Source organism: Kitasatospora sp. NPDC085895 (assembly GCF_040702125.1).
GTDB lineage: Bacteria > Actinomycetota > Actinomycetes > Streptomycetales > Streptomycetaceae > Kitasatospora > Kitasatospora arboriphila.
In genome coordinates, this window is record NZ_JBFBJY010000061.1 from 38,869 (window position 1) to 52,635 (window position 13,767).

Consider the following 13,767-nt stretch of genomic DNA (forward strand, 5'->3'; position numbering starts at 1 on the left):
GACGATGCGCATGCCGGCCGGACCGACCGAGCAGCAGGCCCCGGCGCCGCAGGACCCGATCGCGATCGTCCGCACCCGGGGCTACGTGACCATCCTGGTGCTGGCGGCGCTGCTCGGCGTGCCGATCTCGGCCGGCGCGTTCGGCTTCCTCGCCCTCGTCTCCGAACTGCAGTCGCTGGTCTTCACCGACCTGCCGAAGGGGCTCGGCTTCGACGGCACCCCGGACTGGTGGGCGATCCCGCCGCTCGCCGTGTCGGGCGTGCTGGTCGCGCTGGCCATCCGCTACCTGCCGGGCGGCGGCGGCCACAAACCGGCCGAGGGGCTGAAGACCGGCGACACGCCCTCCGTCGCGGCGGTGCCCGGGGTGGCGCTCGCCGCGATCGCCTCGCTCTCCCTCGGCGTGGTGCTCGGCCCTGAGGCCCCGCTGATCGCGCTCGGCGGCGGCATCGCGGTCGGGGCGATCAAACTGCTGAAGCGCGACGCCCCGCCCACCGCGGTGAGCGTGCTCGGCGCGGCCGGCAGCTTCGCGGCGATCAGCGAACTGCTCGGCTCGCCGCTGGTCGGCGCCTTCCTGCTGATGGAGGCCTCCGGACTGGCCGGGCCCATGCTCGGCGTGGTGCTGGTGCCCGGGCTGCTCGCCGCCGGCATCGGCTCGCTGATCTTCACCGGCCTCGGCCACTGGACGGGGCTCGGCACCTACTCGCTGACGCTGCACCAGGTGCCGCACGCCGACCGGCCCTCGCTCTCCGAGTTCGGCTGGGCACTGCTGGTCGGCGTGATCGCGGCGTTCCTGGGCGAGGGGATCCGCCGCTCCGCGCTGCGCCTGCAGTCGGAGGTGGAACGGCGGCGGCTGCCGCTCACCGTGCTGATGGGCGTGCTGGTCGGCGTGGTGGCCCTGGTGTACGCGGCGATCAGCGACAAGCCGATCTCCGACGTGCTCTACTCCGGCGAGAACACCATCGGACCGCTGCTCGCCGACAACTCCTCCTACACGGCGGGCGTCCTGGTGCTGCTGGTGGTCTGCAAGGCGCTCGCGTACGGGTTGTCGCTCAGCGCCTTCCGCGGCGGCCCGGTCTTCCCCGCGGTGTTCGTCGGCGGGGCCGGCGGCATGGCCCTGGCGCACCTGCCCGGGGTGGACACCACCACCGCGTTCGCGATGGGCGTCGGGGCGATGAGCGTGGCGATGCTGAAGCTGCCGATGACCTCGGTGCTGCTGGCCACCCTGCTGCTCGGCACGGAGAGCCTCACCGTGATGCCGCTGGTGATCGTCGCGGTGGTGGTCTCCTACGTGGGCACGCTGCGGCTGGCCCGGCGACCGGCCCCGCAGGCACCACCGACGGCTCCGCCACCCGGGCCGGCCACGGCCTGAGCGCGCCGGACTCCCCGGACACGCCCCCTGACGAACGCCGGTTCCCCGTACCGCGCCGAGTGGGCGGGGTGCGGGGAACCGGCGGGGGTCAGGCCGCGGCGCGCTCCGCGGCGGCGAGGCGGACGCAGAGGGCGACGCCCTCCATCGCGGAGCGCACCTCGTCCACCGACGGGAAGGACGGGGCCAGCCGGATCTGGCTGTCGCGCGGGTCGTTGCCGCCGGGGAAGGCCGCACCCGCCGGGGTCAGCGCGATGCCGGCCTCCTTGGCGAGGCGGACGACCTCGGAGGCGCAGCCCTCCGGGACCTCCAGGCTGACGAAGTAGCCGCCGAGCGGCCGCGTCCAGGTGGCGATGCCGAGCGGGCCGAGCTCGCGCTCCAGCACCTCGTACACGGCGGCGAAGCGGGGCTCCAGCAGCTCCCGGTGGCGCTCCATGTGGGTCTCCACCGCGGCGGCGTCGGTGAAGAAGCGGGCGTGCCGCAGCTGGTTCACCTTGTCCGGGCCGATGGTCTGGGCGGCGGCGAGCCGGGCGTACCAGGCCATGTTGGCGGGCGAGGAGCCGAGGAAGGCCACGCCCGCGCCGGCTGCGGTGATCTTGGAGGTGGAGGCGAAGACGAACGCCCGGTCCGGGTGGCCGGCCTCCTCGCAGGCGGCCAGCACCGGCAGCAGCGGGGTGCGGTCGTCCGTCAGGTGGTGCACCGCGTAGGCGTTGTCCCAGAACAGCCGGAAGTCGGGCGCGGCGGTCGGCATGGCGGCCAGCCGGCGGACGGTCTCGTCGCTGTAGCTCTCGCCGCTGGGGTTGCTGTACTTGGGCACGCACCACATGCCCTTGATCCGCGGGTCGGCCGCGACGAGCTCCTCGACCACGTCCATGTCCGGGCCCTCGCCGGTCAGCGGGACGGGCACCATGGTGATGCCGAAGCGGTCGCAGATCGTGAAGTGCCGGTCGTAGCCGGGCACCGGGCACAGGAAGCGGACCTCGTCCTCGTCCGCCCAGCGCTGCTTGGCGCCCGGCAGGACGGCGAGCATGGCGTGCGCGACCACGTCGTGCATCACCGTGAGGCTGGCGTTGCCGCAGGCGAACAGCTGGTCGGCGGGGACGTCGAGCAGCCCGGCGAAGACCGCGCGGAGCTCGGCCAGGCCCTGCAGGCCGCCGTAGTTGCGGCAGTCGGTGCCGTCCGCGGCGCGCACGTCGCCCGGCTGCAGGATCGTCAGCAGCGCGTCCGAGAGGTCGAGCTGCTCCGGCGAGGGCTTGCCGCGGGTGAGGTCGAGGCTGAGGCCGCGGGTGCGGAGCTGCTCGTAGGCGGCCCGGGCGGCGGCGAGTTCCGCCCCCTGCTCCGGACCGGCCGACGTGGTGGTGGACGGCTGTGACACGAGGTTTCCCTCCGGTGTGGGTGCGGTTCTACCGGCGTTGCCGGGGCACTGCTGCGCCGACAATCTACCAATCCGCGGGGGCCGCCCGGCCGGCCGCCGCGGGTCCGGGCAGCCGTGCGGTGACCCGCTTGGCGCCCAGCAGGACGCGGTAGCGCTCGCGGGCGGCGAAGTCGGCGAGGCTCCACAGCGCGGGACGGCCGACCTCGGCGCACAGGTGGAGCACGGTGTCCCCGCCGGCGTGCACGCCGACGTGCGCGCCCCAGGGGTCCTCGTCCCGGCCGAAGAAGAGCAGGTCGAGCGCGTTCGGCTCGGCCACCCGGACGGTGCTCGCGGTGTCCTCCCACAGCTCGCTGGAGCGCAGCGCGGGCACCAGCAGCCCGGACCGTGCGAGCACGGCCCGGGCGAACAGCTGGCAGTTGGCGCCGTGTTCGAGGCCGGGGCGTTCGGCGACCGCGCGCGAGCCGGGGAAGCGCGCCCCGGCGTACGGCACCTGCCAGAAGCCGACGGGCAACTGCCCGACGAAGTCGGCGGTGGTCACCGGCGGGTCCGCAGCCAGTCGGCGAGGGCCTGCAGGGCCGGCTCCGGGTTGCTGCGGCCGACGCCGATCCGGAAGCGGTCGGCGGGGGTGTCGGTGAGCTCGGAGCGGTAGATGCCGGACGGCAGCAGCAGCACGCCGGCCTCCTCGACCAGCCGGGTGCAGAACGCCTCGACGCCGTCCGCGCCGAGGTAGCGCGGGTAGGCGACGCAGCCGCCGTCGGGGGCGCGCCACTCGAAGAGGTCCGGGAACCCGGCGAAGAAGGCGTCGAAGAGCGGCAGGTTGGCGGCGATGATGCCCCGGTTGCGCTGCAGGATGCCGTCCCGGCCCTTGATCGCGATCCGGGCGAGGACCTCGCTGGGGGCGGCGTTGCAGATGGTGGTGTAGTGCTTGGCCCGCTCCAGGCGGCTGCGCACCGCGCGGTCGCGGCAGGCGATCCAGCCGATCCGCAGGCCGGGCAGGCCGAGCGACTTGGAGGTGACGTTGAGCGAGAGGGCGCTCGGCGCGAGGTCGGCGGCCTGCGGCAGGATTCGGGCCGGGTCCCGCTCCAGGCCGCGGTAGACCTCGTCGCTGAACAGGTGGATCCCGCGCTCCTCGCAGAGCGCGGCGAGCGCGGTGAACTCCGCCCGGTCGATCACCTTGCCGGTGGGGTTGTGCGGGAAGTTCACCGACACCACCTTGGTGGTGGGGCGCAGCGCGGCGGTGACGGCGTCGAGGTCGAGCGCCCAGTCCTGCTTCTCGTCCAGGGCGACCCCGGTGACCTCGCAGAGGGCGAGCGGGACGGTCTCGGCGGACTGGTAGTTGGGGGTGACGACCACGGCGTGGTCGCCGCGGTCGAGCAGCGCCTGCATGGCGATGTACAGGCCCTCCTCGGCGCCGGCGAAGCAGACCACGTCGTCGGCGCCGACGGTCTCGTACATCCCGGCGATCGACTCGCGCAGTCCGGGGTCGCCGAAGGTCTCGGTGTAGCCGAGGGTGAGCTCCTCCCACGCCCGGCGGTCGTCGGCGTCGGCGAGGGCGAGGAGTTCGGCCATCGTCATGGTCTGCGCGTCGGAGGCGGTGAGGTGGTGGCGGGCGGTGAACTCCCAGCGGGAGAAGTAGGTTTCCAGGCGGAAGTCGGGCAGGCGGGTCATCGGGGGCTCCGGGGGTCCTTGAGGTCGGCGAGCAGCGCGTAGACGGTGGAGCGCGAGGCCTTGAGGGCGGTGGCGACGACGGGGACGGCACGGCGGACGGAGAAGACGCCGGCCCGGTCGAGGTCGGCGAGCACCTCCATGCGCTCGGCGCGGCCGAAGCGTTCGACCGCGCGGCCGCGTTCGCGGACGTGGGTGCCGACGATCTCCTGGATGCGTTCCGTCCAGTCCTGTTCGAACAGCACCTCGGGCCGTTCCACGGTCGGGGCGGCGAACCGGCTGAGCACGGCGGCGGCCTGGTCGAGCGGGGTGCGGTCGAGGTTGACGCAGAGCACCGCGGACGGGCGGCCGTCCTCGGCGCGGAGCACCGCGCTCACCGAGGAGAGCCGCCGGCCGTCGGCGAGCAGCTTCTCGTAGGGGCCGAAGACGTCCTGGGCGGCGGGCTCCAGCCGGTCCAGTTCGCCGAGCAGCGAGGGGTCGCCGGGGGCCCGGCCGGCGTGCGGGTTCCAGATGGCGAGCACCCGGTCCCGTTCCGCGTCGTGCAGCACGACCTCGGCGTAAGGGCCGAGCAGCAGGGCCACGGCCTGGCAGACCGGGCCCCAGAGCCGGACCCGCGGGTCGGTTTCGCGCGTCTCCATGATCTGGACTATACGTCCGATCTGGACAAAAATTCCAGACGCAATGCCGGAACGGACGGACTCAGGTCCTGCGGGCGACCGCGAGGACCGCCATGTCGTCGTCCCGCGGGCCGCCCGTCCACCGCCGGACGTCCATCACCAGCGCGTCGATCAGCCCCTGCGGCCGGTCGAACGGACCGAGCGGCGCCAGCCGCGCCGCCGGGTCGTAGAACTCCCCCGCGCCGTCACGGGCCTCCGTCACCCCGTCGGTGACCAGCAGCAGGGTGTCGCCCGGCGCGAACGGCCAGGCGTCCGGCGCGGACCGCGGCACCCCCAGGCCGCCCATGCCGAGCGGCAGCCCGGGGTCGCGCGCCGCCAGCAGGTCGACGGCCCCGCCGTCCGCGGGCAGCCGGTACGGCCCGGGGTGGCCGCAGTTCAGCAGCCGCAGGCCGCCGTCCACCCCGTCGACCTCGCCCAGCAGCGCGGTGACGAAGCCCTCCGTCCGGACCTCCTCGTCGCTCCCCGTGCTCTCCCGGGCCAGCGAGTGCTCCAGGGCGTCGGCCAGCGCCCGCAGGTCCGGCGCCCGGTCGGCGTTCTCCCGGAAGGCCCCCAGCAGGACCGACACCGCGGCCACCGCCCGCAGCCCCTTGCCCCGGACGTCCGCGATCAGCAGCCGCACCCCGAACGGGGTCTCCTGGACGGCATAGGCGTCCCCGCCGATCAGCGCCTCCGTCTGCGCCGCCCGGTAGCAGGCCGCCACCGCCAGCGGACCCACCCGGGCGGGCGGCGCGGGCAGCACCGCCCGCTGCGCCGCCTCCGCCACCGACCGCACCACCGCCAGCCGGCGGCCGTGCCGGGCGATCACCCGGTTGACCCAGACGCCGATCAGCGCCGCGAACACCGTGTTGGTCAGCTCCAGCCAGCCGGCCGTCGTACCGAACGTGCCGTCCCGGGAGGTCAGCACCAGCACCCCGACGGCGCTCGCCGCACCGACCGCCACCGTGTCCCGCAGCGGCAGCAGCGCGCCCGCCAGCACGGAGGCGGCCGCCATCATCGGGTCGCCCCAGTAGTCGGCCGTCGCCAGCGAGTCCCAGACCAGACCGCCGACCACCAGCACCCACGGCACGAGCCGGACGTAGCGGGGCCACTGCGTGGACAACGTCGCCACCGGCAACCACGACTCCCGGTCGGAGGGTCTGATGGGCTTTCGACGATATCCGCCGACCCGCCGCCCGCCCGCAGGACACCCCGGCCGATCGTCCCGTCGACGGACCGTCATCCGCTCGGTCCAGAACGGGCAGTGGGCGCGGCGGCCGGTGGTGCGGGGGCCGGGCGACCCGCCGATCGGCGGGTCCGGAGCCCCGCCCTCCTCCCCTAGCATCGGCCGGGTGACCAGGTGGCGGCCCTTCCTCGACGACGACACCCTCCGGCCCGGACCGGAGCTGGTCGCCGCGCTCAGCGCCGACCTGCGCTCACCCGACCCGGCGGTCCGCGACGAACAGGCCTACGTCCTGCTGCACCGCTGGATACCGCGGCTGCCCGCCGCAGAACGCCGCCGCCTCGGCGACGAGATGGCGGACCGCTTCACCGACCCGGAGATCCAGGCCCGCACCTTCGCCCCGCTCGTCCTCGCCCGGCTCGTCCGCCTGGGCGACCACGACCCGGCCTGGCAGCGCGCCTTCGACACCTGGTACCGCACCGAACCCGACCTGCGCGGCCACGACCCCGAACTCGGCTGGCTGCACGCGGTCGCGCACGGCGCCGACCTGCTCGGCGCCCTCGGCCGCAGCCCGCACACCGAGCCCGCCGACCTGCTGGACCTGGCCTGCGCCCGGCTGATCGCCCCCACCGAGCACCTCTTCGACGCCATGGAGGACGACCGGCTGGGCCTCGCGATCGCCCTCACCTTGACCCGCCCGGAGCTGACCGAGTGCCAGTCCGTCGACTGGCTGGCCCCCGTCGCCGCCGACTTCGCCGCCGGCCGGCCCGGACCCGTCCCGGCGCACGCCTCCAACACCATGCGGACGCTGCGGGTGCTCCACCTGCTCGCCGTCCGCGGCGTCCGGCCCGCCCCGGACTCCGCCGCCGTCCCGCTCACCCACGCCGGGGCCGTCGCCGAGGCGGTCGCCGCGACCCTCGCGCTGCCGTCCCCGTACGCGGGCTGACCGGCCGCCGCAGTCGGGCGGGCCTCAGGCGGTCGGCAGCGGGCGGTCGTGGAGGAGCTTCTGGAACAGCACGTGATCGCGCCAGGCGCCGTCGAGGAAGAGCAGGCCGCGGGCCGTACCGATCCGTTCGAAGCCGCACTTCTCCAGCACCCGCTGCGAGGCGAGGTTGGCGGCGGCCGCGCCGGCCTCCAGGCGGTGCAGGCCGAGCTCGGCGTCCGCGGCGCGGCAGGCGAGCAGCGTGGCGGCGGAGGCCAGGCCGCGGCCGGCCCGGGCGGCGTCCACCCAGTAGCCCAGGTTGGCGCTGCACAGGTGCAGCCGGACGATGTTCGACAGGGTGACGCCGCCGACGATCTCCTCGCCGCTCGCCAGCACCCAGGGGGCGAGCCGGCCGGTCTCGGCCTGGACGAGCTGGTCGTGCAGCCGGGCGCGCTGGCCGGCCACGGTGAACCAGTGCTCGTCGCGGGGCGGGTCCCAGGGGCGCAGGTGCTCCCGGTTGCGGATCATCGCGCGGCTCAGCGCCTCGGCGTCCTCCGGGACGGCGGGCCGCATCAGGACGTCGCCGGCGACCGGCGCGGAGAAGGCGATCACCCGGACAGCGTAGGCGGTGCCTCCGGCCGGCCGGCCGGCACGGCCCCGGCAGGCGCGGCCCCACTCGCTGCTCGAACGGGGCACGTGGTGCGCGAGGTAGGCCAGGAGTTCCGGATCGAGGTCGGCGGCCCGCTCCTTGTCCTCGATCGCGATCGAGAGCCTCGCCTCGGTCAGGAAGCGGTAGGCGAAGACCTCGACGCTCGGCGCCGTCCAGAAGACGTCGCACTGCGGCGGGACGGTCTCACCCTCGGGTCCGTGGCGGGGCTCCGGTTCCCAGGTGAAGTCCCGCTCGGAGCAGACGACGGCGGACTGGCCGCCGTGATGCAGGTAGAGGTACCACGTGCACGTCCACAGCTCACGGCGCCACCGCGACGGCGGAACGTCCCACTTCGCCATCGCGTGGTCGCAGACGTCACAGCGCACGGCGCAGGCCCTCCGGGTGCGTGTCCCGGCCCGGACGGGCGGGGCGGGGCACGCCGGGGACCGGCGGGGTGTCGTGTCGGCGGATCAGCACGGGGTCAGCATGCCGGAGGGCTCGGACAACCGGTGCGCTTGGGGCTGCCGGCCCCGGGCCGTGGCGGTGTGACGGCGGGCCCGGGGCCGGCAGGTCGGCGGTGCCGGAGTGTCAGCCGACGTTGGAGCAGGCGTTGCCGGTCGCCGGGTTGAGGATGCTGACGACGCCGATCGAGTTGCCGCAGACGTTCACCGGGATGTGGACCGGGATCTGGATGACGTTGCCGGACAGCACACCGGGCGAGTTGGTGGCCAGGCCCTCGGCCCCGGCGCTCGCCGAGGCCGGGCCGGCAGCCGCGCCGAGGACGAGGGTGCCGGCGGCGGCCGCGAGGGCCAGGGCGGTGCGCAGTGCGGTCATGGTGGACTCCTGTCGTGTCGAGCTGTTCTGATGACGCGTCGGCCGCGCGATCGACGAACGGCCGTCACCACCTTTTCGGCACGAACGGCCTCCGGGGTTGGCCCGGCCACGACAGTCCACCCGATCGGCGCAGCGGTCCGGCCGTCCGTTGAGCGGCGCGGGGGAACGGGTGCGGCCCGGACGGCGGCGGACGGCGTGCCCGGTGGTCTCCCTGACGGCGTGTCGGCGGGACGGGCGGCCCGGAGCAGGTTCGGCGGGAGCCGCGGTCAGGGGGCTTGCCATGGGTCCGGTGCTGCTGTTCGTGTCCCTGGCGGGGTGGGTTGCCGCGCTCACGCTCGCGGCGGTGGGCACGGCCGCGCTGCTGGGGCGGAAGAGGAGGCCGCTGCGCCGTCCTGCGGCCGGACGGCGCGCCGCATGCAGACCCGCGGCCACCGGTCGAGTCCGTGGGCGGCCTCGCGCTCCCGGACGGCCCGCAGTTGCGGTCCGATCTGCGGCCCGTCGAGGACGGTGAAGCCGCAGCGGGCGTAGTAGGGGGCGTTCCACGGCACCTCGGCGAAGGTGGTGAGGGTCAGTGCGGGCAGCCCCTCGTCGGCGGCGCGGCGGGCGGCCCGGTCGATCAGCGCCCGGCCGAGGCCCTGCCGGGCACTGCCGGGGTGCACCGACACCTGTTCGACGTGCAGGTCGCCGTCGACGCGCTCGGCGAGCAGGTACGCCACCGGGCGGTCGCCGCCGTCCGCGGCGACCCAGGCCAGGCCGGCCGCCAGGAAGGGCGCGAACTCCTCGTCGGAGAAGGGCTCGTCCGCGGCGATCTCCGGCATGCCGACCTCGCGGAACACCTCCCCCGCCGCCCGCTCGATCTCCTGCAGCACGGGGACGTCCTCAAGGCGGGCGGCTCGGATGCGCATGCGCCCATTCTGCCGTCCCCGCCCGCGGCGGCGGGCGGAGCTGCGGGCGTCCGCCGAGCGGATGACTTCGCCGCGGCGCAGCGCGCGCCCGGGCCGCGGGACGGGCAGTGTCGTGCGAAACGGCCGCCGGACCGGGAGCGGAACGGGACCGGGGCGGCGCCGGGACGGAAGGGGAGCGGCATGGCTGCCGGCAGTGGCGGACGGGACGGCGGCACCAGCGAGCGGCTGGCCCTGGCGGGCATGCTGTTCGCCGTCTCGATGACCTTCATCGACCAGACCATCGTGTCGATCGCCGCGCCGAGCATCATCCGCGAACTCGGGCTCTCCGCCGGTGCGATGCAGTGGGTGGTCAACGCCTACCTGCTGGCGCTGGCGGCGTTCTTCGCGCTGGGCGGCCGGGTCTCGGACATCCTCGGGCACAAGCGGGTGATGCTGGTCGGCACGGTGGTGTTCGTGGCGGCGTCGGCGCTCTGCGGGGCGGTGCCGACCGGCGGCGCGGCCGAGGCCTGGCTGATCTCCTTCCGCGCGGTGCAGGGGCTCGGTGCGGCGCTGATGTTCCCGGCCGCACTGGCGGTGGTGGTCGAGGTGTTCCCGGTGGAGCGGCGCGGCCGGGCGCTGGCGCTGTTCTTCGCCGTGGCGGGCGGCCTGACCGCGATCGGCCCGATCCTCGGCGGCTGGCTGACCAGCTGGACCTGGCGGGCGATCTTCTGGGTCAACGTGCCGGTGGCGGTGGTCGCCCTGGTGCTGACGTTCCTGGCCCGGATCCGGAACACGCCGCGCCCGGAGCCGATCGACTGGCCCGGCGCGGTGCTGGTCGCGGCCGGCATGGGCCTGAGCGTGCTCGGCCTGCAGCAGGCGGCGGTGTGGGGCTGGGGCAGCGCCGCGACCTGGGGCTGCATCGTCGGCGGACTCGCGGTGCTGGTGCTGTTCGTGCTGGCGGAGCTGCGCAGCCGGGACCCGCTGATCACCATGCAGGTCTTCGCCGACCGGGCCTTCTCGGCGGACAACGCGGTGCTCTTCTTCGCGATGATGTCCTTCGTCCCGGTGTTCTTCTTCGCCTCGGTGTACGCGCAGGTCGCGCTCGGCTACTCGGCGAACGAGGCGGGCCTGTACCTGCTGGTGTTCTTCGCCGGGTTCGGCCCGGCCTCGCAGGTCGGCGGCCGGATCCTGGACCAGCGCGGGGCCCGGCCGGCGATGCTGCTGGGCACGGTGGTCGGCGCGGTCGGGTTCGCCGGCTGGGCGGCGAAGATCACCGACCTGTCGCTGGGGGCGCAGTGGGTGTGGATCGTCCTCGCCGGCGCCGGGATCGGCCTGCTGCTGACGCCGGCGTCCACGGACGCGGTGAACCGGGCGATCGGCCGCTCGTACGGGGAGGTCACCGGGATCACCCAGACCGTCCGGAACTACTCGGCGAGCGTGAGTCTCGCGGTGCTCGGGACCGTCCTGCTGCACACCGCGGCCAACCGGATCACCGACACGCTGGAGCAGCGCGGGCTGCCGCCGCAGGCGGCGCGCAACACGGCCGAGCAGATCACCAAGAGCCTCACCGGGCCGAGCACCGGCGGGTCCGCGGCGAGCGGCGTGGACGCCGGTCTGCTGGCCGCGCTGCGGGCGGACTTCGCGGCGGCGAACCGGCCGGTGCTGTACGGGATGGCGGCGGCGCTGGCCGTGGCGTTCCTCTGCGCGCTGTGGCACCCCGGCACCCGGATCACCGCGGAGGGCGGGGCGGACCGGTCCCGTCCGGAGGCACGTCCGGCCGGCCGGGAGCCGGAGCGGGAGGGCTGACCGTCCCGTCGGCCGGGGCCTTCGCGGCGGGCACCGCCGCCAGGTCGTCGACCAGGCCGACCAGCCAGACGGCGGTGTCGACGGCGTGCAGCGCCGCCGGGGCCGGCGGCAGGCGGGCCGCCATGACGCGTTCGTCGAGCAGCGCGGCGCGCGCCTCGGTGAGCAGCGGGTCCGGCGGGACGGGCGTGTCCGGGCCGGCGCGCAGCGCGGCGCCCTCCTGGCGGAAGGCGGCGGCCGCGGTGTCGGCGTCGCGGACGAGGGCGCCGGCGGTGTCCGGCCAGCCGGCGAGGGAGTGCGGGGCGATCCTGGCGAGGAGTTGCTCGGCGCCGCGGACGGTGTGCTGGCCGGTCAGCAGCGCCGCCTGCCAGTCCGGGGTGCCCGGCGGTGCGGTGTGGTGCTCGGAGCGGAACTGGGCGTAGGTCGCCTCGGCGAGGACGGCGGAGCGGCGGGCCCGGCGCACCGCCCGGCCCGCGGCGGGTCCGCCGGTCAGCACGGCGACGGTCTCGTGGAGCGCGGCGGCGCTGTCGGCGAGCAGTTCGGCCGCGCGTCGGCGCAGTTCGCGGCCGCCGCCGAGCGGCCAGGCGCACAGCCCGGTGAGGATGCCGACGGCGGCGCCGGTGGCCACGTCGAGCAGCCGCGCCTCGGCGAGTTTCCAGCTGGCGGGCGCGAGCTGGGCGAAGACCATGGCCACCACGACGGTGAAGGTGCCCTGGGCCCAGGCCAGACCGAGGACCGGGCCCACGGTGAACGCGGTGAGCATGGTGACGGGCAGGGCGACGGCGTAGAACAGCGGCCGGTCGCCGACCAGCATCAGCATCGCCGCGGTGGCGGCCGCCCCGCAGAGCGTGCCGGTGAGCGCGGGCCGCAGGGCCATGCCGGTGTCGGCGGCGGTGGTCCGCATCAGGGTGAGGGTCGCGAGCAGGACCCAGAAGCCGTGGGTGAGGTCGAGGCCGCCGACGACCAGGCGGGCCGCGGCGAGGGCGACGGCGGTGCGGACGGCGTTCTGGAAGTACACCGAGCGCGGGGTCAGGTTGGCCAGGAACCGTGCCCACCAGAGCCGGAGGGCCGGCTCGTGGCCGTACCAGAACGGGCCCGGCCGCTCGGCGGGCGGTGTCGGGTCCGGGGGCAGCGGTGCGCGCCGGCTGATCCGCACGGCGAGGGTGAGGAAGCGGGCCCCTTCGGCGGCCTCCAGGGCGATGCTGCCGAGGCCGAGCCGGGCGGCGGCCGCCGCCTCCGCCGGGTCGGTGGTGCGGTACGGCCCGATCCGGCCGGAACCGGCGGCCGGGGCGGGGCCGGGGCGGTGGCCGCCGTCGGGGTGGAACGGGGTGGTCCGGACGGTCTCGAAGTCGGCGATGGCGGTCTCGATCGGGTCGGTGCCGGGGACCGGCCCGCCGTCCCGGACGCCCTCGCCCGCGGCGCGGACGGCCCGCGCCGCGGCCCTGACCAGCGCGGCGGCCTGCGGCAGCGGGCCGGCCAGGTCGTTGATCCGGCCGATCCGCAGCAGCTGTGCGCGGGTGTGGCGCAGGGCGGTGGCCGCGTGCGAGAGGGCGCGGTCGGCGGCGCTCGCCGAGGCCGGACGTTCCATCAGGGGGATCCGGGAGAACCTCAGGTCGTCCATCGCCGCGGCGGCCGGGTCGGGACGGCCGTCCGCGGCGCCCGGCGGGGCGCGGTCCTCCACCGGACGGCCGGGGGGGTGCCGTGACGGCGGCCGCGGTGCGGTCGGCGAGGTCGGCGACCGCGGCGGCGGCGCGGGCGAGCCGGTCGCGGTAGTCGACCGGCGGCGGCACCGGCCACAGCAGCCGCTCGGCGGCGGCGAGCAGCACGATCCCGGCGGTGACGCCGATCAGCCGCAGCGGCAGGTCCTCCGGCCGGTACGGCGGGAAGCACGGGAGGATGTAGAGGAGCTGCAGGCCGTTGGCGAGGCCGACCAGCCGCGGCCCGCCGACCGAGCTGTAGGCGACGGCGAACCCGATGCCCAGCATGCCGAGGGCGGCCGCCCACGGGCGCACGGCGAGCAGGGTGCCGAGGGTGATCAGCAGGTAGGCCGCGGGCAGCGTGTGGAGCAGGGTGCGGGCCCGGGCTCGGGCGCCGCCGCCGATCCGGGAGAGCAGGCCGAGCGAGATCGCCCCGAAGAGGGCGTAGGTCGCGGCGGTCGGCCGGTCGAGGCCGTACCGGAAGGTGTAGAAGCCGGTGCAGGCCACCAGGGTGACCCGGACGGCGCGGTGCGCGATCCGCAGGCCGGGGTCGCGGGCGCGGAGCCGGTCGGGCAGTGCGCGCGTCCGGCTCATCGGCACCCCGCTGTCCCTGTCGGTGTCCCCGGGGCCGCCGCACCCGGCCGGGCGGTGGGCCCGCGGGCGTGCGGCCGGGGCGGGGGGGCGGGCTCCCGCGCCCCCCCCCCCCCGCGCGGGCCCGCCCCCCGGCGCCCCCGCG

12 protein-coding genes are annotated in these 13,767 nt (G+C 75.9%); 3 read left to right on the forward strand and 9 right to left on the reverse strand.

Features of this window, described 5'->3' with window-relative positions:
* Positions 1 to 4: 4 nt before the first annotated feature.
* Positions 5 to 1,369 (forward strand): chloride channel protein, encoded by a 1,365-nt coding sequence (locus tag AB0442_RS29870; protein WP_366166758.1) that lies wholly within the window; start codon positions 5 to 7, stop codon positions 1,367 to 1,369.
* 88 nt (positions 1,370 to 1,457) lie between these two features.
* Here AB0442_RS29870 and AB0442_RS29875 read toward each other — a convergent pair whose 3' ends face one another.
* The 5 genes from AB0442_RS29875 to AB0442_RS29895 form a co-directional block, all read right to left on the reverse strand.
* Positions 1,458 to 2,741: an aminotransferase class I/II-fold pyridoxal phosphate-dependent enzyme gene (locus AB0442_RS29875; protein WP_366166759.1), complete on the reverse strand. Its 1,284-nt coding sequence runs from the start codon at positions 2,739 to 2,741 to the stop codon at positions 1,458 to 1,460.
* Between the two features lie 64 nt (positions 2,742 to 2,805).
* Complete coding sequence (locus tag AB0442_RS29880) at positions 2,806 to 3,279, reverse strand: hydrolase (protein ID WP_366166760.1); 474 nt, start codon at positions 3,277 to 3,279, stop codon at positions 2,806 to 2,808.
* Positions 3,276 to 4,409 carry a pyridoxal phosphate-dependent aminotransferase gene (locus AB0442_RS29885; protein WP_366166761.1) on the reverse strand — a complete coding sequence of 378 codons (1,134 nt, stop codon included), beginning with the start codon at positions 4,407 to 4,409 and terminating at the stop codon, positions 3,276 to 3,278. Before AB0442_RS29885 ends, AB0442_RS29880 begins: the two co-directional genes overlap by 4 nt.
* Positions 4,406 to 5,044 (reverse strand): PAS domain-containing protein, encoded by a 639-nt coding sequence (locus AB0442_RS29890; RefSeq protein ID WP_366166762.1) that lies wholly within the window; start codon positions 5,042 to 5,044, stop codon positions 4,406 to 4,408. The genes AB0442_RS29885 and AB0442_RS29890 overlap by 4 nt, the downstream gene beginning before the upstream one ends.
* Positions 5,045 to 5,105: 61 nt before the next feature.
* Complete coding sequence (locus tag AB0442_RS29895) at positions 5,106 to 6,191, reverse strand: PP2C family protein-serine/threonine phosphatase (protein WP_366166763.1); 1,086 nt, start codon at positions 6,189 to 6,191, stop codon at positions 5,106 to 5,108.
* Positions 6,192 to 6,411: 220 nt separating this feature from the next.
* On the opposite strand from AB0442_RS29895, the gene AB0442_RS29900 reads away from it, so the two are divergent.
* Entirely contained in the window at positions 6,412 to 7,188 is a 777-nt protein-coding gene (locus AB0442_RS29900; protein ID WP_366166764.1) for a DUF2785 domain-containing protein, read from the forward strand.
* Positions 7,189 to 7,212: 24 nt separating this feature from the next.
* Here AB0442_RS29900 and AB0442_RS29905 read toward each other — a convergent pair whose 3' ends face one another.
* From AB0442_RS29905 to AB0442_RS29915, 3 genes are all read right to left on the reverse strand, one after another.
* The gene (locus AB0442_RS29905; RefSeq protein ID WP_366166765.1) at positions 7,213 to 8,199 is read right to left on the reverse strand and encodes a GNAT family protein; all 987 of its coding nucleotides are present in this window, start codon (positions 8,197 to 8,199) and stop codon (positions 7,213 to 7,215) included.
* A 202-nt stretch (positions 8,200 to 8,401) separates the two neighbouring features.
* Entirely contained in the window at positions 8,402 to 8,647 is a 246-nt protein-coding gene (locus AB0442_RS29910) for a chaplin (protein ID WP_366166766.1), read from the reverse strand.
* Positions 8,648 to 8,976: 329 nt separating this feature from the next.
* Positions 8,977 to 9,552, reverse strand: a complete 576-nt coding sequence (locus AB0442_RS29915) for a GNAT family N-acetyltransferase (protein ID WP_366166767.1) — start codon at positions 9,550 to 9,552, stop codon at positions 8,977 to 8,979.
* 180 nt (positions 9,553 to 9,732) lie between these two features.
* Here AB0442_RS29915 and AB0442_RS29920 point away from each other — a divergent pair, with 180 nt between their 5' ends.
* A complete protein-coding gene (locus AB0442_RS29920; RefSeq protein WP_366166768.1) occupies positions 9,733 to 11,337 on the forward strand; it encodes an MFS transporter in 1,605 nt (534 codons plus the stop codon).
* Here the strand turns inward: AB0442_RS29920 and AB0442_RS29925 are convergent.
* Positions 11,261 to 13,015, reverse strand: a complete 1,755-nt coding sequence (locus tag AB0442_RS29925) for an FUSC family protein (protein WP_366166769.1) — start codon at positions 13,013 to 13,015, stop codon at positions 11,261 to 11,263. The genes AB0442_RS29920 and AB0442_RS29925 overlap by 77 nt on opposite strands.
* Between the last annotated feature and the right edge of the window lie 752 nt (positions 13,016 to 13,767).

Excerpts from the sequence above, each read along its gene's own strand:
- AB0442_RS29910 (WP_366166766.1), bottom strand. The coding sequence starts at position 8,647 with ATGACCGCACTGCGCACCGCCCTGGCCCTCGCGGCCGCCGCCGGCACC.
- AB0442_RS29915 (WP_366166767.1), bottom strand. The coding sequence starts at position 9,552 with ATGCGCATCCGAGCCGCCCGCCTTGAGGACGTCCCCGTGCTGCAGGAG.
- AB0442_RS29885 (WP_366166761.1), bottom strand. The coding sequence starts at position 4,409 with ATGACCCGCCTGCCCGACTTCCGCCTGGAAACCTACTTCTCCCGCTGG.
- AB0442_RS29890 (WP_366166762.1), bottom strand. The coding sequence starts at position 5,044 with ATGGAGACGCGCGAAACCGACCCGCGGGTCCGGCTCTGGGGCCCGGTC.
- AB0442_RS29920 (WP_366166768.1), top strand. The coding sequence starts at position 9,733 with ATGGCTGCCGGCAGTGGCGGACGGGACGGCGGCACCAGCGAGCGGCTG.
- AB0442_RS29870 (WP_366166758.1), top strand. The coding sequence starts at position 5 with ATGCGCATGCCGGCCGGACCGACCGAGCAGCAGGCCCCGGCGCCGCAG.